The following is an 18,931-nucleotide window of genomic DNA, read 5'->3' on the forward strand; positions in this document are numbered from 1 at the left end:
TCGGTCAGGGTCCCGTTGCCGGGTTTCTGGCGACGGGATTTTTTTTGCCCCGGTGAAGGCGCCGGCTACGAGAAGCGCTTCAACATCCGCAGGCGAAAAAAAACGCATGCACAGGGGAGGGCATGCGTGTGAGGTCGCCGCGGCGGCGTAAAGCCTCGCCGCGCGAGAGGGGAAACCTAGTGGGTGACGCGCGTGACGCCACCGCTGGAGAGCAGCCGCACGCGCTCGCCGGCGCGGAAGATCTCGCCCGTGGCGCTTTGGGTAATGGCACGGATGTCGCCGTTGTCGAGCCGCACGGTGATCTCGAGGCCATCGTGCACAGCCACGCCGTTCTCGATCGAGTTGCCGGCTATCGCGCCCGCGAGACCGCCGATGATGCCCGTGACGATCGCGCCGGTGCCACCGCCGATCCTGCTGCCGGCCACCGCACCCAGCGCGCCGCCGCCGATCGCGCCGATACCGCTCGGCTGACCGTTGTTCGAACTGATCTTCACCGCGCGCACGCTGTCGACCGTACCCATGCGGACCGTTTCTTCCCGCTGTGCCTGCGACGCCGTGTACACGTCGGCGGAACTGCTGTTGTACGCACAGCCCGACATGGCAAGCGAACCGGCGATCAAGGCGGCCACTATCAGGCGACTCGTTGTTCTCATTCCCTAAACTCCAATAGCTCTCGGTATTACGGCAGGTCGTATCCGAACGCCTGCTTGAACCGCTCGTTGATCTCCGCCCGGCTGGGCGCGTAGTTTTGCGGGCCCTGGTGTTCGATCTTCAGCGCACCCATCAGGCTCGCGAGACGGCCGGTGGTGGCCCAGCCAAGCTTGTTCTCGATGCCGTACAGCAGGCCGCCGCGGAATGCGTCGCCGCAGCCTGTGGGATCGAGCACTTGCCGTGCCTTGACCGCCGGAATGTCTTCGACGCCGCCCGCGTGATGGATCTGCGCGCCTTGCTCGCCGAGCGTGACGATCAGCGCTTCGACCTTGCCGGCGATTTCTTCGATCGACCAGCCCGTTTTGTTGCTGACCAGTTTGGCTTCGTAGTCATTGACCGCTACATACGTAGCGAGTTCAATCATGCGCCGCAGCGACTCGCCGTCGAAGAGCGGCAAACCTTGGCCCGGATCGAAGATGAACGGCACGCCCGCAGCCGCCAGATGCTCCGAATGCTGGATCATGCCGTCGTAGCCGTCGGGTGCGACGATACCGAGCGTGATTCCGCTGGCCTGATCGGCCCGGTTCAGATGCGACTGCATCATCGCGCCGGGGTGGAACGCGGTGATCTGATTGTTTTCCAGATCCGTGGTGATCATCGCCTGGGCGGAATAGGTGTCCGGCACCACGAGCACGCTTTGCGTCGACAGGCCGAGTTGCTTGAACCGGTCCATATAGAGTTGCGCGTCGACCGAGCCCAGCGAGCCCATGATGCGCGCGTCGCCGCCGAGCAGATGCAGCGAGTAGGCGATGTTGCCCGCACAGCCGCCGAACTCGCGGCGCATGGTCGGCACGAGAAAGCTCACATTCAGGATGTGGACCTGCTCCGGCAGGATGTGCTCCCGGAAGCGGCCTTCGAAAGTCATGATGTTGTCGTAGGCGAGCGAGCCGCAAATGAGCGTAGCCAAGGCGAGCGTCCTGTAAAAACGATAAGGGAAAAGGGAGCGTCGATGCGACAGCGCCGCGCATGAAGCGCGGCGCCGGAGTTCGTACGCGAAGGGTTTACTTCAGCGCGGCGAGTGCTGCGTCGTAGTTCGGTTCGTTCTTGATTTCGCCGACCAGTTCAGCGTGAACGACCTTGTCGTTCTCGTCGATCACCACCACGGCGCGAGCCGTCAGGCCGGTCAGCGGGCCGCTCGTCACGTCGACGCCGTAGGCTTGCGCGAACTCATGGCCACGGAACGTGGATGCCGTGACGACGTTCTCAATGCCTTCGGTCGTGCAAAAGCGCGATGCGGCGAACGGCAAATCGCCCGACACGACGATCACCGACGTGTTGGTCAGCTTGGCGGCGGCTTCGTTGAACTTGCGGGTCGAGGTGGCGCAGGTCGGCGTGTCGAGGCTCGGGACGATGTTCAGCACTTTGCGCTTGCCGGCGAAATCGGCCAGCGACACCGGCTTCAGATCCTTGCCGACCAGCGAGAAAGCGGGAGCGGCCTGGCCGACCGACGGGAACGTGCCGGCTACTTCAATCGGGTTGCCACCCAGCGTGACTTGACTCATGTTGTTGTGCTCCGAAAATTCGTCAGTAATGACGGTGGACGTACCCGGTCGGTGCCGGGCACGCAAGAATGCGTTACGGATAAAAAATCTGTACGCGGAAATTGGAAGCGACCGCATTGCCCGTGTCGAGATGCACGATCATGGTCTGAGTCGTGTGGGCGGGCAGGCCGGCCGCAATGGCCGTGCCGGGCGGGACATAGTCTTGCGGCCACAGCACGCGGCGTACCGCGACATTGTTCTGATCGTCCAAAAGGGTGAGCTCGATGGCCGGATAGGCGAGCGCAATGTTGAAGCGGTTGCGCAGCGGCATCTTCAGTTCGAGCTTGTGTGGGCCGTCGATCTGCCGAAGATCGGAAGGTTCGACCTGCAAGCCGTCGATATCGTGCGGTGGCGTGACGAGGCAGCCGAGCGTCGCGCAGGCCTTCGCGTAGAGCGTCTGGGAGCGCGGCAAGTACACCATCACCGTTTCGCGCTGCCACCAGGCGAGTTGCGCGAGCAGCGCAATGATCAACAGTCCCGCCACCACCGAACCGACGATGATCCAGCCCGTGCGCCGCGGCTCGGCCGGGCGCGTTTCACGCACGACGGGGAAAGGCTCGGCGCCGTCGTTGACCGGCTGGACGGAGAAGGGCTCGCCGCTTGCCGGAACCGGGCCGGCGGTAGCGGCCGCGCCGGCACCACCGAAGCTCGCTGCGCCTGCGCCGGCCGCACCTACACCGGCTGCACCTACGCCGGCCGCGCCGAAGCGCGGCTCATTGTCAGGGATGCCATGCAAAGTGGCCGATTCATCCAGGACCGGCTCTTCGAGCGGCGCGTCAGACGCGCGCTCGGTCTTATGCCAGACGCGCGGCGCTTCTTCTACGGGCGGATCGACGTCATACGCGAACGGGTCGAGCGGCGCGTCCGCCAGAATCGGTTCGTGGTCGGGTGGAATGGGCGCGGTGAATGCGCCGGCCGGCAGTTCGGGCTCCGCGGCGTGGCGCGGCGTGACCGCGACGCCTGCGTCGGTGGAGACCGGCGAGAGCGGCACATTGCCGGCATTGTGCCGCAGACGATTGTCGATGGCGGCGTCGGGTGTCGGCGCCCACGGATCCCAGGCTTCTGCGCTGAAGTCCGGGCCTTTCGGACGCACGCCCGACAGTGCTTCGATCGCCGCGGCAGCGGCGACCGGTTTGGCGGAGGAGAAATCACCGCCTTCTGTGATGTCGAACAGGCTGCTCGACGCGTCGAATACTTCGTGGCAATGCCCGCAGCGGACTAGCCCGCGGCGTAGCGCGAGCTGTTCCGTTTGCAGGCGGAAGACGGTTTCACAGAAGGGGCAACGCGTCGCCAGGAGCATATTGAGCCGATAAGCCGGAAGGCCGTTGGTTGGACAATACGCCTTATTCTAATGGCTTTCGCGGCGCGTTCCCGACAGACATACCCAACCTTCGTGTTCGCGCCATACGCTGATATCGATCCATCGTGCGTAGACCTGCGCGACTTCGTCCGCTTGCCGAGCCAGAATGCCGGACAGCGCGATCCGGCCACCCGGCTTGACCTTCGACGAGAGCATCGACGCCATCAGCTTGAGCGGGTTGGAGAGAATGTTGGCGACCACGATATCGAACTCGCCAGTGGGACATTCGTCGGGCAAACCGTACGTGACGTCCGCGCGGTTACGCTCGCTGTTGTGACGCGCCGACTCGACCGCTTGCGGGTCGATGTCGATGCCGTACACCGGATCGGCGCCACACTTCTTCGCCAGAATCGCGAGGATGCCGGAGCCGCAGCCGTAGTCGAGCAATGACTGCCCGGGCTTCACCGATTGCTCCAGCCATTCCATGCAAAGCCGCGTGGTGGGATGGCTGCCGGTGCCGAACGCGAGGCCAGGATCGAGCTCCAGCACGAGTGCTTCAGGGTCCGGTGCGTCGTGCCACGACGGCACGACCCAGATACGTTCGCCGATCTTGATCGGATCGAACTGCGACTGCGTGAGCCGCACCCAATCCTGATCCTCGACTTCACGCACGCTGAATGACGGCGCAGTCTCCAGGCCGATTTCATTGGCTGCTGCGGTCAGCAGCACTGCCGGCTCGTGTTCCGGCGCGAGCAGTGCGATCACGCGCGAACGCTGCCACGCCGTGCGATCCGGCGTGAGACCGGGCTCGCCGAACAGCGGCTGCTCGTCGGGCGTGTCGGCGTCCGCATCTTCGACCGATACGGACAGCGCGCCCAACTCGAGCAGCGCGTCGGAGAATTCCTCCGCGTGCTCGCGTGCCAACTCGGCGATCAGTTCCCGGTAGCTCATGACTTACGCTTCTTCCGGCGCGGCCTGCTGCTTCGCGGCCAACCGGTTTTCGAGGTAGTGAATGCTGGTGCCGCCTTCGACGAACTTCGCGTCCAGCATCAGCTCGCGGTGCAACGGGATGTTGGTTTGAATGCCTTCCACCACCATTTCCGACAGCGCGATGCGCATGCGTTTGATCGCCTGCTCGCGCGTGGCGCCATAAGCGATCAGCTTGCCGATCATCGAATCATAGTTCGGCGGTACGAAGTAGCCATTGTAGGCGTGCGAGTCGACGCGGATGCCGGGGCCGCCCGGCATGTGCCACGACGTCAAACGTCCCGGCGACGGAGTGAACTTGAACGGATCTTCCGCGTTGATCCGGCATTCGATCGCATGACCCTTGAACACGATGTCGCGCTGACGGAAGGCGAGCTTTTCGCCGGCCGCAATGCGGATCTGTTCCTGGACGATGTCGACGCCCGTGATCAGTTCGGTCACCGGGTGCTCGACCTGCACGCGCGTGTTCATTTCAATGAAGTAGAACTCGCCGTTTTCGTACAGGAACTCGAACGTACCCGCGCCAAGATAGCCCATCTTCTTGCAGGCGTCCGCGCAACGATCGCCGATGCGATCGATCAGACGGCGCGCGATACCCGGCGCCGGCGCTTCCTCGATCACTTTCTGGTGACGGCGCTGCATCGAGCAATCGCGCTCGCCCAGCCAGACAGCATTCTTGAACGAATCGGCCAGCACCTGGATTTCGATGTGCCGCGGGTTCTCCAGGAATTTCTCCATGTAGACCTGCGGGTTGCCGAACGCACGGCCGGCTTCTTCGCGCGTCATGTTGACCGCGTTGACCAGCGCCGCTTCCGTGTGAACCACGCGCATGCCGCGGCCACCACCGCCGCCGGCGGCCTTGATGATAACCGGGTAGCCGACCTGGCGGGCGATCTTCACGATCTCTTTCGGATCTTCCGGCAACGCGCCTTCCGAACCCGGCACGCACGGCACGCCGGTCTTGATCATGGTCTGCTTGGCCGTGACCTTGTCGCCCATCATCCGGATCGTTTCCGGGCGCGGGCCGATGAAGGTGAAGCCGGACTGCTCGACGCGCTCGGCGAAGTCGGCGTTTTCCGAGAGGAAGCCGTAGCCGGGGTGGATCGCTTCGGCGTCGGTGACTTCCGCCGCGCTGATCAGCGCGGGCATATTCAGATAGCTCAGGTTGGAAGGCGCCGGGCCGATACAGACCGCCTCGTCGGCGAGCTTCACGTACTTGGCTTCCTTGTCGGCTTCCGAATAGACGACGACTGTCTTGACGCCAAGCTCGCGGCAAGCGCGCTGGATACGAAGCGCGATCTCGCCACGATTGGCAATGAGGATTTTTTCAAACATAGCGGGTTTTCGACTCATCAATGGGCGCCGGGTTGATCACAACGCCGGCTGCCTCAGAGGATCGGTCGCGCGCCTTGGAGACTGCGGGCGCGCGGGCGGCATGCGCAAAACGAAGCGCTAAGCGTGCCGCGTCAGCCGACCACGAACAGCGGTTGGCCGTACTCGACCGCCTGGCCGTTTTCGACGAGGATTTCCTTCACCACGCCGGACTTGTCCGACTCGATTTCGTTGAGCAGCTTCATCGCTTCGATGATGCAGATCGTCTGGCCTTCCTTGACCGTGTCGCCCACCTGGACGAACGGGTCGGCGCCCGGCGACGGCGCGCGGTAGAACGTGCCGACCATCGGCGAGGTCACCACGTGGCCTTGCGGCGCGGCGGCGGCCGGCGTGGCCGGCGCAGCTGCGGCAGCGGCCGGCGCTTCGCCGCCGATGGCCGGCGCCGGTTGCGCGTATTGCGGCGCATACGAGGCGGACGGTTGCACGTAAACCGGCGGCGCATTCTTGACGATGCGAACCTTGCCTTCGCCCTCGGTCACTTCGAGTTCGGAAATACCGGACTCCGAGACGAGGTCGATCAGAGTTTTCAGTTTACGAAGATCCATCAGGAAGCCCCTTTCAATGCGAAAAGTGCCGGTGCATACGCAGCCGGCGCAAATTAGACGTGTTTGGAATCAGCCGCGCGACGAGCCGGCGGCGAGCCGGTCGAGCGCGAATTCGAGCGCGTACAGATAACCCTTCCAGCCGAGGCCGCAAATGACGCCTTCCGCCTGGTCGGAAAAATACGAGTGATGCCGGAACGGTTCACGACGATGCACGTTCGACAGATGAATCTCGACGAACGGGATGCCGACCCCCGCCAGTGCGTCCCGAATTGCCACGCTCGTGTGCGTGTACGCGGCGGGATTGATCAATATGAAATCGGTCTGTTCAGTCCGGGCGGATTGGATGCGGTCCACCAGAGCGCCTTCATGGTTGCTCTGGAACGACGCGAGTTCGACGCCGGCGTCCGCTGCGCGGTCCGCCAGCGCCTGATCGATCTGCGGCAAGGTCACGCGACCGTAGACCTCGGGTTCCCGGGTGCCGAGAAGGTTGAGGTTGGGTCCGTGCAGTACCAGCAGTCGCGTCATGGTCGCTTCTTTTTCCGTGGAATTGGGCGCACTTTAGCGCTGATTAGAGAAACTTGTCTAGTTTCCCGAACGTACGGTTAGATTGCGGCGGCATTTTGCCGCCGCGCCGGGCGCCCATCTTCTCTCAAATCCGAGCGATTTGCGCGCATTTTTGCGCGTTCTGCGAGTATTTGAGTGTCAAAAGAATGTGAAATTTAAAGCGCGTCGAGGGTCTTTTTCAGCGCTTGCGGATCGATTTGTCCTAATTTTGTCGAGCGAATCTCACCTTTTGCGTCGATTACGACGGTAAAGGGCAGGCCGCCCGCCGAATTACCGAAGGCCCGCGCGAGGTCGGCCCCGCCGAAGCCCATGACATACACCGGGTAGGCCACTTTCACCTTCTGCAGGAACGCCTGAACGTTTTTGTCCGAATCGACGCCAAGTCCGACGAACTGGATGCCTTTTCCTGCGTAGTCGCGCTGAAGCTGGGACAACGCCGGCATTTCTTCGACGCAAGGCCCGCACCACGAGGCCCAGAAGTTGACGACGATTGGGTGTCCTTTCAGCGAACTTAGGGTTTGCGGCTTGCCGTCCACGGTGGTCACCGGAGCGCTCCACAGTTGGGCGACAGCGCTTTCGCCGGAAACCGGCTGTGCATTGGCCGCGACTTCGGTTTTGCCGCCGTTCAGCCAGTGGCTCGCCAGCACACCGCCGCCCGCGGCGACGATCGCGACAAGCGCGCCCGCCAGAATCCGTCTCGTGTTCATCTTGTCAGTCTAGTTAGTTGATGGGGCGACGTCGTTGCCGTCGAGCAGCGTCTGTACGGCTTGCAGATTCGCGCGCGCGGTACGACCGCGCGCGTCGGCCCGTACCGCGCCGCGCAGGTCGTCCGTTTCATAGAGCGCGACGTGCACGCCGACCGGTTCCGCCTCGCGCCCTTCATTGGTAGGGCGCCACAGGAAGCTGAGCGTCTCGACATAGCCGCGGCCGGCGAAATGCCGCGTTTCCGAAACGTCGTACTGGATGTTCGCGTTCAGGAAGTAGATCGCGACTTCTTTCGGGTTGTCGCAGAAAACCTGCAGGTGAATGTCCGAGTGTTCGCCGGCTGTGCCGCCGAGCACCGCGCCGGTCAGATAGGGGTTGAACGGCGCGAGCCGCTCCATCCAGTCGACCGCGATACGGCGCAGGCGCCGCAATAGAGCAGGCTGGCTGTCGCCCTGGAACAGCGACTGATATTCCCGGATTTCTTCTTCGATCTGGTCGTTATCCGGCAGCCATTCGCCGGCAACACGGCTCTCGCCGACCACTTGCCGGGCCGCTTTGCGCTTCGCCGTGGCGTAGTCCAGACCGTCTTCGGCGATCATGCGCGCAGCCGCGATGGCGATTTCCTCGCGCACGCGCTGCGGATCGAAATGTGATTTGCGAACCATCCCCCGATCATACTAGAGATTGATGACAGCCTTTCCTGGCGGGTCGCACCGCGCGGCCGGGCACGGGTAGTACGGGCAAGCGTTCATAGGGCGATCGGGAGGCGTCGGTTACAATAGCGTCCTTTGCAGACGGTCGATTCGGCCGCTCTTCTGCGCTCCCATCCCTCTCAGGAAAACGCCGGCCCGCCCCAAGTTTTCTTGCCCCTCTGGGGGCCTGGCGCGAAGCGGCAGGTTTAGGGGGTCGTTCCAGAAAAAACGCCCGCGCGGCACGACAGGCTTATGCACATCCACATCCTCGGTATCTGCGGCACGTTCATGGGCGGTCTCGCGGTCCTCGCGCGCGGCGCGGGCCACACCGTGACGGGTTGCGACGCCGGCGTCTATCCGCCCATGAGCACCCAGCTCGAGGCACAGGGTATTCGTCTGATCGAAGGTTATGACGCGGACCAGTTGAACGGTCTGAATGCCGACCTGTTCGTGATCGGCAACGTGGTCTCTCGCGGCAACCCGCTGATGGAAGCCATTCTCGACCGCGGTCTGCCGTACACCTCCGGCCCGCAATGGCTCGGCGAGCACGTGCTGAACGGCAAATGGGTGCTGGCGGTGGCCGGCACGCACGGCAAGACGACCACCAGCTCCATGCTGACCTGGCTGCTCGAAGACGCCGGCCTCAATCCGGGCTTTCTGATTGGCGGCGTGCCGCTGAATTTCGGCGTGTCGGCCCGGCTGACCGATTCGAGCTTCTTCGTGATCGAAGCCGACGAGTACGACACGGCCTTCTTCGACAAGCGCTCGAAGTTCGTCCACTACCGGCCCAAAACCGCCGTGCTGAACAACCTCGAATTCGATCACGCGGACATTTTCCCGGATCTGGCCGCGATCGAAACGCAGTTCCATCACCTGATCCGCACCGTGCCGGGCATTGGCCGCATCGTGACGAACGGCCGTGAAGACGCGCTCGAGCGCGTGCTGACGCGCGGTTGCTGGAGCGAAGTGGAGCGTTTTGGTGTGCAGGGCGGCTGGGAAACCTTGCCCGCGGAAGACGGCGTGCCGGTCGACGAGCGTTTCGCCGTCAATCACAACAGTGAGCGCGTCGGCGTGGTCGAGTGGCAGGTGCAAGGCGAGCACAACCGCATGAACGCGCTGGCCGCGATCGCCGCCGCGCGCCACGTCGGCGTGCCGCCGGCGCAGGCGGCCAGGTCGCTGGCGAGCTTTCGCAACGTCAAGCGCCGCATGGAAGTGCGCGGCAGCGTGGACGGCGTGACGGTCTATGATGATTTCGCGCACCATCCCACTGCCATCGACACGACCGTCGCGGGGCTGCGCGCACGCGTAGGGCGCGAGAACACGCGCATTCTCGCCGTGCTGGAGCCGCGCTCCAACACCATGAAGCTCGGCGTGATGAAAGCGCAATTGCCGGCCAGCCTCGCCGACGCCGATCTCGTGTTCGGCTACGGCGCGCCGACCGGCCGCGACGCGCTCGGCTGGAATCTCGGCGAGGCGCTCGCGCCGCTCGGCGGCAAGGCGCAGGCTTTCGACAATCTCGACGCGCTGGTCAAAGCGGTAGTCCACGCCGCGCGCCCCGGCGATCAGATTCTGGTGATGAGCAACGGCGGCTTCGGCGGCGTGCACCAGAAACTGCTCGACGCTCTTTCCGCGCGAGGCACTTCGTGATCCTTTATCTACACGGTTTCCGCTCGTCACCCAATTCGTTCAAGGCGCGCGTGCTGGCGGCGCGGCTCGTCGAACTCGGCCGCAGCGACGAATGGTGCTGTCCGATGCTGCCGGTCTCGCCGTTCGAGACGGTGGCGCTCGCCGAGTCGCTGGTGGCCGAAGCCAAGCCGAAAAACGTCACGCTGATCGGCAGTTCGCTCGGCGGCTATTTCGCCACTTATCTGGCGGAGAAGCATGGCTGGCCCGCGGTGCTGCTCAACCCGGCAGTCGTGCCGCAGCGCGACCTGAGCGCCTATCTCGGCGAGCAGCCGTTGTGGCACGGCGGCGGCAGCATCGTCGTCGAGCCGCATCATCTGGATGAATTGCGCGCGCTCGGCGTCGCGTCGATCACGCGGCCCGATCGCTATTATTTGATGGCCGCGACCGGCGACGAAGTGCTCGACTACCGCGAAATGCTCGCGCACTATCCCGGCGCACGCACTACGCTGATCGAAGGGAGCGACCACGCGATCAGCGAGTTCGCGCAATACGTCGACGAGGTGCTGGCCTTTTGCGACGCGGAAGACGTCGAACCGCCCGCCCCGCGCGAAGCCGCGTAGAGTCGGCCAGGCCGGGCTTTCCAGCAGCGAGACATTGGCTGCTGATCAGATTCATGCCGCCGGCGCGCGTGTAACGCGTCGCGGATCCACTACCACGAACACGTTGCCGTGCCGCGCATGCAGTGACCGATCGCAGAGCAAGATCGGGCGCGCCGGCAGATGCAAGTCAGAACGAGAGTATTGAGTGAACGTTTTCTTCGAGGAATCGGGCAGTTTCAAGGCGGGCAGCGTGCTGTCGCGCCAGGGCGATGCGTTTCAGGTCGAACTGCCGGGCGGACGCCGCGCCAAGGTGCGCGCGAAAGACGTGCTGATCGAATTCGAAAAGCCGACTGCGGCCGAGTTGATGCAACAGGCCGACGCCGCCGCGCAGGAGATCGACCTGGATTTCCTGTGGGAATGCGCGCCTGACGACGAATTCCCGTTCGCCACGCTCGGCGCCGAGTATTTCGGCGAGCGCTTCGGCTCGATCGAGCGCGCCGCGCTGGTGTTGCGCATGCACGGCTCGCCGGTGTACTTCCGCCGCAAGGGCCGCGGCATGTATCAGCGTGCGCCGCAAGAACAACTGAAGATGGCGCTTGCCGGACTCGAGCGCAAGCGTCAGCAGGCGCTGGTGCAGGCCGGCTATGAGGAAGAGCTGAAGGCCGGCCGTTTGCCGGAAGCCTTCACCGGCAGCAAGGCGCTGGCGCTGTTGACCAAGCCCGACAAGAACACGATCGAATACAAGGCGCTCGAAGGCGCGGCGGCGGCGCGCGGCATTTCGCAAGCGCGCCTGATGCTCGAATGCGGCGCCATTCCGTCGGCGCGCGCATTGCACGAGGCGAAATTCCTCTCGGAGTTTTTCCCGCATGGCACCGGTTTTCCGCCGGTCACCGTCGGCGCGTTGCCCGAAGATCTGCCCGAAGCGAACGTGCAGGCGTTCTCGATCGACGACATCACCACGACCGAAATCGACGACGCCTTTTCCGTCGAGCATCTGGCCGATGGCCGTGTGCGGATCGGCGTGCACATTGCCGCGCCGGCGCTCGGTATTCAGCGCGGCGACGAGGTCGATGCAATCGCGCGCACACGCCTGTCGACCGTGTACATGCCGGGCGACAAGATCACCATGTTGCCCGACAGCGTCGTCGAAGCGTTCACGCTGGCCGAAGGTGGCTTGCGCCCCGCGCTTTCGCTGTATGTGATCGTCAATCGCGAGACACAGGAGATCGTCGCGAGCGAAACGCGCGCCGAGCGCGTGTTCGTGAAGAACAATCTGCGCCACAACACGCTCGACGAACTGGTGACCGAAGAGGCGCTCGCCGCCGGCACCGGCGACTATCCGCACAAGGAAGACATCGCCGTGCTGTGGCCGTTCGCGCAGGCGCTGTTCGAAAAGCGTCAGACCGCGCGCGCCGGTTACGGTTTGCGTCGCGAAGTGCAGCGCAATACGGATTTCAACTTCTACGTGGAAGGCGAGCACATCACGATCACGCCGCGCCGGCGCGGTTCGCCGCTCGACACGATCGTCGCCGAGCTGGCGATTCTCGCCAACTCGTCGTGGGGCGCGTTCCTGCACGATCATGGTGTGCCGGGTATTTATCGCACGCAGCGCGCGTTCGGCGCCCCGACCGGCCCGAAGCGCACGCGCATGCAAACCAACGCCGCGCCGCATGAAGGCCTCGGCGTCACGCAGTACGCGTGGAGCACGTCGCCGCTGCGCCGTTATGTCGACCTGGTAAACCAGTGGCAGTTGATCGCCTGTGTGCAGCACGGCGTGACCGCCAAATTAGCCGCACCGTTCAAGCCGAAAGACGCCGACCTGTTCGCCGTCGTGCAAGGTTTCGACGATACCTACACCGCGTACGCCGATCATCAGCGCCGCATGGAGTACTTCTGGTGTTTGCGCTGGCTGAAGCAGGAAAACAGGAAGCAGGTGGTGGCCTCGGTCGTGAAGGGCGATCTGGTGCGTCTCGAAGAGATTCCGTTGCTGCTGCACGTGCCGGGTCTCGGCGTGCACGCGCGCGGCACGCGCTTGCAGATGGAAGTGATGTCGATCGACGAGTTGACCGTCGAAGCGTCCGTGCGTCTCCTGCACGTGCTCGACGCGCCGACCGTGACGAGCGGCAGCGAGGCTGAAGAAGCGGACGAGAGCGAAGAGGAAATCATCGACGCTCCCGACGAGAGCGCCGAAGGCGAAGCCGAGGCTCAGGCCGAAGCCGAACTCGAGGGCAACGAGGCGGCCACGCCGAGCGACGCCGCCAATGGCGATGGCGCGAACGATCCCGCCACTCAACAGCAGATTGCGGAGCCCGGACGATGAGCGCCAACGATTCACTCGACCGTTATGCGGTCATCGGCAATCCGGTCGGCCATAGCAAGTCGCCGTTCATTCATGGACGTTTTGCCGAGCAGACCGGCGAGCCGGTCGAGTACGGCCGTCTGCTCGCGCCGGTGGATGCGTTCGTGCCGCATGTGCGGGCCTTCATCGAGGCAGGCGGGCGCGGGCTGAACGTCACCGTGCCGTTCAAGCTCGAAGCGCATGCGTTGGCCGACACGTTGTCGCCGCGCGCGGCGGCTGCGGGCGCGGTGAATACGTTGCGCGTCGACGCGAACGGTATTTTCGGCGACAACACGGATGGCTTCGGTCTCGTGCGCGATATCGAGGTGAATCTCGGCGTGTCGCTGAAGGGCGCGCGCATTCTGTTGCTGGGCGCGGGCGGCGCCGCACGTGGCGTGGTTCTGCCGATGCTCGAGCGCGCGCCGCATACGCTGACCATCGTCAATCGTACGCCGGAGAAGGCCGACGCATTGGTCGGCCAGTTCGCGCAGGCCGCGAGTGACGCCTCGTGTCGTCTGAGCGGTGGTAGCGCGCGGGTGATCGAAGCGAGCGCGTATGACGTGATCGTCAATGCGACGGCGGGTAGCCTGGACGCGTCGTTGCCCGAGTGCGACGACCGCGCGTTCGGCAGCGGCACGCTCGCCTACGACATGATGTACGGCGCGCATCCGACGGTATTCATGGAGCACGCGCGGAAGCTGGGTGCACGCGGCGCCGATGGACTCGGCATGCTGGTCGAGCAGGCGGCCGAGTCGTTTTACGTTTGGCGCGGCGTGCGGCCCGACGGCGCGCCGGTGCTGGCCGAATTGCGTGCGCAGTTGGTTGCGCCGCCGCACGCTTAACCGCGTCACGCAAATGCTGCGTCTTACCTTGCCGAATTCACCGACACGAGGACCTGGAGCACGATGACAGCAACGCGGCGCGTGAGCCGGCCAGGTCCGGTGCGATGGATCGTCTATCTGGGCGCGGTGGTGGCGATCGCATGGATTGCGACGCAGGCGTTTTATTTCGCGCAGATCGCCGTTTGGAATTACGTCAATCCACGCAGCACTGCGTTTATGCGCTCGGACGCGTGGCGCTTGTCGCAGGATCGGCCGGATCTTTCCGTGCAGCATACGTGGGTGCCGTATGACCAGATTTCGCGCAATCTGAAGCGCGCGATCATCGCTTCCGAGGATGCGAATTTCGTCAATAACAATGGGTATGAGACGGACGCTATCTTGCAGGCCTGGGAGCGGAATAAGGCCAAGGGCAAGATTGTGCGCGGTGGGTCGACCATTACTCAGCAGTTGGCGCGCAATCTGTTTTTGTCGCGGGAGAAGAGTTATATCCGCAAGGGGCAGGAACTCATCATTACGTGGATGCTTGAGGCCTTGATGGATAAGGAACGGATCTTTGAGATTTATCTCAACTCCGTTGAGTGGGGGAATGGGGTTTATGGGGCTGAGGCCGCGGCTCGTTATTACTATAAGACTTCAGCGAGTAAGTTGACTGCTGCGCAGTCGGCCCGGTTGGCTGTTATGTTGCCGCAGCCTAAGTATTTTGATGAGCATCGAGGGTCGCCTTATCTTGCGCAGCGGTCGCGGGTTATTGCTCGCAGGATGGGGGCGGCGGAGTTGCCTGATTAGCTTTTTTTTGCCTTTGCGGCGTGTTCGTGTCTGTGTTCTCTGGGTTTGTTGGCTTTTCCTTGCTTTGTTAGTGGTCTATTGGCGTTGCCCCTGTGCGGGGCGGCACCTACTTTCTTTGCCGCGGCAAAGAAAGTAGGCAAAGAAAGCCGCTTTACACCGCCAGCCCATAAGCGGGTCCCCCGCACAGTTGCAGTAGTGGTGCATCTGGAATCGGCGTTCTCGCACACTCAGCCTTCGTGACAAGGCCGTCATGCTTCCCGCCTCACGCTACGCGTTCGCCGGAACGGTCTGCTCAAAAACATTGGTCGCGTTTGCGCGCTGTTGGGGGCCGTCGGCTTCGCCTCGGCGAAATGCCGTAGTGCATCTCGCTTTTTTTGATGCGGCTCCGCACTGGTGTTCACCAGGCGCTCATGGTGGACGCATGATTCGCGCTTCGGTTAGTGTCGCAGTGCCCTCTAGACGATTAGGGCGCGTAGGTGGCGGCTTCGTCACGTAGCGACGCGATGCTTCAGCTTTTGGCGACGCGGTGCTTCTAGCTTTTCAGGTGCCTGTCGTAGTGGGGCATTGCGCCGTCAATGTGCCGTGGTAGTTGCTCGCGCGATCGTTCGGAAGCGGGGCCGTCCGTTCTCCAGCTTTCTCGTGGCACCAATGCGTTCGCGCTTTTCTGATGCAGTCTGCGTAGCCTTCGAGAGAAGGTCCGCTGCGTGTCGCGCTGTGATGCGGCTTGAGCAACGCCCTTCGCGTGGAGCGCGATGACCTCATACAACTCACGGTCGATTTCGACTTCGCGCTGGTAATCCTCCCCAGTGTCGATTAACAGTTCCAGCAACTTCCGCTGACTATGTCTCTCATCTCGCGTCATTGCCGGACTCCTAACTATTGAGGCCGCAAGCTTGATCAGTTTGTCCAGTTGGTCTCGTTGCCTTTCAACTAAACCGAAAGCGGGTAGGGCGAGCTTTTCGTATTGAAGTGCGTCAACGGGTGGGCGCGACGTGATTCGAGAATTCTTGATGGATTTACTCATGGCGCGATCTCCCTGAAACTTGACTGGATCGCCCGTCACGCGCGTGGAGGGGGGTGAGCGGGCACAGTGACAGGTCGACAGACCGGCGTAGAACCAAACCGGCAGACCCGTAGGTCTCCATGCCAAGGCCCGCCCATGGAAAGGAGGCGTGCGTAAGCTAACGCGCGCCTGCGATACAGACGCGCGGGTTCTACTCTACGCATCAGGCTGTCGAACCTGAACCATCGCAATCGCGGCGGCAAAGCAAGTTTAGACAAGTCGCGCCGACAGTGACCACCTACCCAAGCTAAAAGGTGCGCGCCGCCATCATTTCCGAAATTTCCTAGGCACTTCGTCGGAATCGCGGCGACCGCACTAAGTAACTTCCGAAGCGAATGCATCAAGAAATGGTGTTGTTGGCCATCACGCACATGGCGATCAACTCCGTGGCCGCGATCGCGTCCGCGAGGGCGCGGCCAGGCTTGGCAGGGCGTAACCGCCCGAAGGAACAGCACGGTGTGTCAGACCGCTGGCGATTGGATCGCCGGCGTTGACATTTCAATGATTGGCATCACGCCGAGGCGAAGCCGACGGCCCCCGGCGCACAGATAAATCCACTACACGGCAGACCGTTCCGGCGAGCGCATCGCGAGTCGGGAGGTATGACGGCCTTGTCACTCGCGCCGAATGTGCGAGAACACCGATTCCAGATGCGCCACTACCGTGACTGTGCGGGGGACCCGCTTATGGGCTGGCGGTGTAAAGCGGCTTTCTTTGCCTACTTTCTTTGCCGCGGCAAAGAAAGTAGGTGCCGCCCCGCACAGGGGCAACGCCAATAGACCACTAACAAAGCAAGGAAAGGCCAAAAACCCAAAGCGGCCAGAAAAAAACCAACGCACCAATCTTCCCATTATATGGACCAACCACTCACATATTGGAGGTTTCCCAAAAACCGCCCTACAATCCGAACCAACACGCAAAGCGCAACAAAGCAACGGCAAAAAAAAGCCCACGCAGCGCGAAAGCGACAGCAAAAAAACCGGAGACAAAGCCAACCATGCCCAAGGCAAAAAGGCAGCATCACGACGCCCAAAGCATCGCCCAAAGCATCGCCCAAAGCATCGCCCAAAGCATCGCCAGAACGGCGCGCACGGCGAGCACCCAAGGCCCCCTCTCCGGCCCCGCGCTGTAAGCGCAAAAAAACCACCGAAAAGCGAATCGCCATGAACAAAGCGATGCCCACTCACGCCGCGTCCGCGCCCGAAGCCGATCTGGCGTCATCCGCCGATCAAGCGACCCGCGCCGCGCCGCGCCCCGCGCCGGCCACGAAAGCGCCCCGCGCCAGCGCCGCTGTCCAACCGGCGCCGGTCGACGGAATCGCCTTACCCAGCACGCTGCTCGACATCACACCACAGCAAGCGGGCACGCAAACGCTCCTGCGCGGCCTGGCGATCCTGGAGGCAGCCGCGGCCGGCGTGCGCGACCTGCGCACCTTCGGCGCCGCGCTCGGCACGACCCGCAGCACGACGCATCGGCTGGTGAGCAGCCTCGTGCAGGCCCGCTATCTCCGCCAGGTGCAAGGCGGCTACCTGCTCGGCCCGAAGCTGATCGAACTCGGCACGATCGCGCTCGAACAGATGCCGCTCACCGCGGTCGCGCGTCAGCATCTCGAATCGCTCGCGGAACAGACGCTCGACACGATCCACCTCGGCGTGCGCGATGGCGACGACGTGCTGTACATCGACAAGATCCCCGGCACGCGTGGACTCGAAATGCGCTCGCGCGTCGGGCACCGCATGCCGCTGGCGTCGACGGGAATCGGTAAAGCCATGATGCTCGATCTCACGCCGGACGTCTGGCAGTCGCTTTTCGATGCATCGCGTCGCGCGCTCGCCGGCGTCAGCTTCAAGCCGGATAACCGTCCCGACGCGCAAACCTTCATGCAGCGCATGACCAACTACGCCGCCGGCGGCTACACCTTCGACCTCGAAGAAAACGAGGCGTCGATCCGCTGCGTCGCGGCCCCGGTGCGCGATGCGTCGGGCGCGGTGGTGGCGGCGCTCTCGGTGGCGAGCACGATTCCGTATATGTCGCTCGAACGCATGGACGAACTGATTCCGGTCGTGCAGCGCGAAGCGCGCGCGATCTCGGAAGAACTCGGCTGGCGCGCCCCGCAACCGGCAACCCGCAGGATCAAGCGATGAAGCAAGCGGGTTCTCCCCCCCCGGCAGCCAGCCACGCCGCAGCAGGCGCAGTCGACACCACGCACGCGCATGCCGCGCTGATCGCGCTCGATTGGGGCACGACCTCGCTGCGCGCGTATCTGTATGACGCGTCCGGCAATGTGCTGGCCACGCGCGCATCGACGGCGGGCATCATGAATCTGCCGCGCAGCGCGGAGCAGGGCGGCTTCGACGCGGCTTTCGAGGACGTCTGCGGCGCCTGGCTCGCAGATGCGCCCGGCGTGCCGGTGATCGCGGCAGGGATGGTCGGCAGCGCGCAAGGCTGGCTGGAAGCGCCTTATGTGGATACGCCGGCGAGCGCCGATGCGCTGGTGGCCGGCATCGTCCGCGTCGAGGCAGCCTGCGGTGTGACGCTGCATATCGTGCCGGGCGTCCTGCAGCGCGGCGAACTGCCCAACGTCATGCGCGGCGAAGAAACGCAGATTTTTGGCGCGCTCGGCGAAGAAGCGAACGTGACGAACGCCACGAACGCCACCCATCCCGCCGACAGCAAGCGCGCCCTGATCGGTTTGCCCGGCACTCATGCGAAATGGGCGGTGGTGCAGGCGGGCCGGATCGAACGTTTTCACACCTTCATGACCGGCGAAGTGTTCGCGGCATTGCGCGAGCACACGATCCTCGGCCGCACGATGCTCACGCCGGATCTGCCGGACACCGGCGCATTCCTGCACGGCGTGAACATCGCGCGGGAAAAGGGTCAGGCGGGTGTGCTCGCGACCATATTCAGCTCGCGCACGCTCGGCCTCACCGGACAACTTTCGCGCGAACAACAGCCCGACTATCTGTCGGGATTGCTGATCGGGCACGAACTGGCCGGCCTCGACGCGGTGCTCACGCAACAGCAAAGCACGCTCGCCGGGCAGAGCCTGCGCCTGATCGGCAACGAAGCGCTGTGCGAGCGCTACCGTCTCGCGCTGGCGCAGTTCGGCTGCACTCAGGCGGAATTGGTCAAGCACGCCACCGAGCGCGGCCTGTGGCGCGTCGCCTCACAGGCAGGGCTGGTCAATCCGGCGGCTCACGCGGCACGCGCCGGCTAACCGGCAACGCCGCCGCTTAC

18 protein-coding genes and 1 pseudogene are annotated in these 18,931 nt (G+C 63.6%); 8 read left to right on the top strand and 11 right to left on the bottom strand.

Going from position 1 to position 18,931, the window contains the following annotated elements; genetic code table 11:
* Nucleotides 1–176 precede the first annotated feature (176 nt).
* The 10 genes from AC57B1_RS32615 to AC57B1_RS32660 form a co-directional block, all read right to left on the bottom strand.
* Complete coding sequence (locus AC57B1_RS32615) at nt 177–653, bottom strand: outer membrane lipoprotein (RefSeq protein WP_091798999.1); 477 nt, start codon at nt 651–653, stop codon at nt 177–179.
* A 26-nt stretch (nt 654–679) separates the two neighbouring features.
* Complete coding sequence (locus AC57B1_RS32620; RefSeq protein ID WP_496419812.1) at nt 680–1,618, bottom strand: carbohydrate kinase family protein; 939 nt, start codon at nt 1,616–1,618, stop codon at nt 680–682.
* A gap of 94 nt (nt 1,619–1,712) precedes the next feature.
* Complete coding sequence (gene tpx, locus AC57B1_RS32625; protein ID WP_091799005.1) at nt 1,713–2,213, bottom strand: thiol peroxidase; 501 nt, start codon at nt 2,211–2,213, stop codon at nt 1,713–1,715.
* Between the two features lie 73 nt (nt 2,214–2,286).
* A complete protein-coding gene (locus AC57B1_RS32630; RefSeq protein ID WP_496419813.1) occupies nt 2,287–3,552 on the bottom strand; it encodes a zinc-ribbon and DUF3426 domain-containing protein in 1,266 nt (421 codons plus the stop codon).
* A gap of 48 nt (nt 3,553–3,600) precedes the next feature.
* On the bottom strand, nt 3,601–4,503 hold the full coding sequence (prmA, locus tag AC57B1_RS32635) for a 50S ribosomal protein L11 methyltransferase (protein ID WP_408352213.1): 903 nt from the start codon (nt 4,501–4,503) through the stop codon (nt 3,601–3,603).
* A 3-nt stretch (nt 4,504–4,506) separates the two neighbouring features.
* Nucleotides 4,507–5,874: an acetyl-CoA carboxylase biotin carboxylase subunit gene (gene accC, locus AC57B1_RS32640; RefSeq protein WP_091799014.1), complete on the bottom strand. Its 1,368-nt coding sequence runs from the start codon at nt 5,872–5,874 to the stop codon at nt 4,507–4,509.
* Between the two features lie 131 nt (nt 5,875–6,005).
* Nucleotides 6,006–6,476 carry an acetyl-CoA carboxylase biotin carboxyl carrier protein gene (gene accB, locus AC57B1_RS32645; protein ID WP_012434379.1) on the bottom strand — a complete coding sequence of 157 codons (471 nt, stop codon included), beginning with the start codon at nt 6,474–6,476 and terminating at the stop codon, nt 6,006–6,008.
* A gap of 69 nt (nt 6,477–6,545) precedes the next feature.
* Nucleotides 6,546–7,001, bottom strand: coding sequence for a type II 3-dehydroquinate dehydratase (gene aroQ, locus AC57B1_RS32650; protein WP_091799017.1), 456 nt, complete (start codon nt 6,999–7,001; stop codon nt 6,546–6,548).
* 194 nt (nt 7,002–7,195) lie between these two features.
* Nucleotides 7,196–7,747, bottom strand: coding sequence for a TlpA family protein disulfide reductase (locus AC57B1_RS32655; protein ID WP_496419814.1), 552 nt, complete (start codon nt 7,745–7,747; stop codon nt 7,196–7,198).
* A gap of 9 nt (nt 7,748–7,756) precedes the next feature.
* A complete protein-coding gene (locus AC57B1_RS32660) occupies nt 7,757–8,410 on the bottom strand; it encodes a UDP-N-acetylmuramate--alanine ligase (RefSeq protein WP_408301159.1) in 654 nt (217 codons plus the stop codon).
* Between the two features lie 279 nt (nt 8,411–8,689).
* Here AC57B1_RS32660 and mpl point away from each other — a divergent pair, with 279 nt between their 5' ends.
* The 5 genes from mpl to mtgA all read left to right on the top strand — a co-directional run bounded on the left by mpl (nt 8,690) and on the right by mtgA (nt 14,628).
* A complete protein-coding gene (gene mpl / locus AC57B1_RS32665; protein WP_496419815.1) occupies nt 8,690–10,084 on the top strand; it encodes a UDP-N-acetylmuramate:L-alanyl-gamma-D-glutamyl-meso-diaminopimelate ligase in 1,395 nt (464 codons plus the stop codon).
* Nucleotides 10,081–10,683, top strand: coding sequence for a YqiA/YcfP family alpha/beta fold hydrolase (locus AC57B1_RS32670; RefSeq protein ID WP_091799030.1), 603 nt, complete (start codon nt 10,081–10,083; stop codon nt 10,681–10,683). The genes mpl and AC57B1_RS32670 overlap by 4 nt, the downstream gene beginning before the upstream one ends.
* Before the next feature lie 184 nt (nt 10,684–10,867).
* Entirely contained in the window at nt 10,868–12,982 is a 2,115-nt protein-coding gene (locus AC57B1_RS32675; protein ID WP_408352207.1) for a ribonuclease catalytic domain-containing protein, read from the top strand.
* Complete coding sequence (gene aroE / locus AC57B1_RS32680) at nt 12,979–13,842, top strand: shikimate dehydrogenase (protein ID WP_496419816.1); 864 nt, start codon at nt 12,979–12,981, stop codon at nt 13,840–13,842. The genes AC57B1_RS32675 and aroE overlap by 4 nt, the downstream gene beginning before the upstream one ends.
* A 63-nt stretch (nt 13,843–13,905) precedes the next feature.
* Complete coding sequence (mtgA, locus tag AC57B1_RS32685; protein ID WP_091799039.1) at nt 13,906–14,628, top strand: monofunctional biosynthetic peptidoglycan transglycosylase; 723 nt, start codon at nt 13,906–13,908, stop codon at nt 14,626–14,628.
* A 572-nt stretch (nt 14,629–15,200) separates the two neighbouring features.
* Here the strand turns inward: mtgA and AC57B1_RS32690 are convergent.
* Nucleotides 15,201–15,652: pseudogene (locus AC57B1_RS32690) on the bottom strand (hypothetical protein).
* A 913-nt stretch (nt 15,653–16,565) separates the two neighbouring features.
* On the opposite strand from AC57B1_RS32690, the gene AC57B1_RS32695 reads away from it, so the two are divergent.
* Genes AC57B1_RS32695 through AC57B1_RS32705 form a run of 3 tightly spaced genes read left to right on the top strand, consistent with a single transcriptional unit; the run spans nt 16,566 to nt 18,911 of the window.
* The gene (locus AC57B1_RS32695) at nt 16,566–16,823 is read left to right on the top strand and encodes a hypothetical protein (protein ID WP_496419817.1); all 258 of its coding nucleotides are present in this window, start codon (nt 16,566–16,568) and stop codon (nt 16,821–16,823) included.
* A 31-nt stretch (nt 16,824–16,854) separates the two neighbouring features.
* On the top strand, nt 16,855–17,835 hold the full coding sequence (locus tag AC57B1_RS32700) for an IclR family transcriptional regulator (protein WP_408482562.1): 981 nt from the start codon (nt 16,855–16,857) through the stop codon (nt 17,833–17,835).
* The gene (locus AC57B1_RS32705) at nt 17,832–18,911 is read left to right on the top strand and encodes a 2-dehydro-3-deoxygalactonokinase (protein ID WP_496419818.1); all 1,080 of its coding nucleotides are present in this window, start codon (nt 17,832–17,834) and stop codon (nt 18,909–18,911) included. The genes AC57B1_RS32700 and AC57B1_RS32705 overlap by 4 nt, the downstream gene beginning before the upstream one ends.
* Nucleotides 18,912–18,931: the final 20 nt, after the last annotated feature.

It is taken from the genome of Paraburkholderia sp. BGA-UO-ETr-F21 (genome assembly GCF_059567925.1).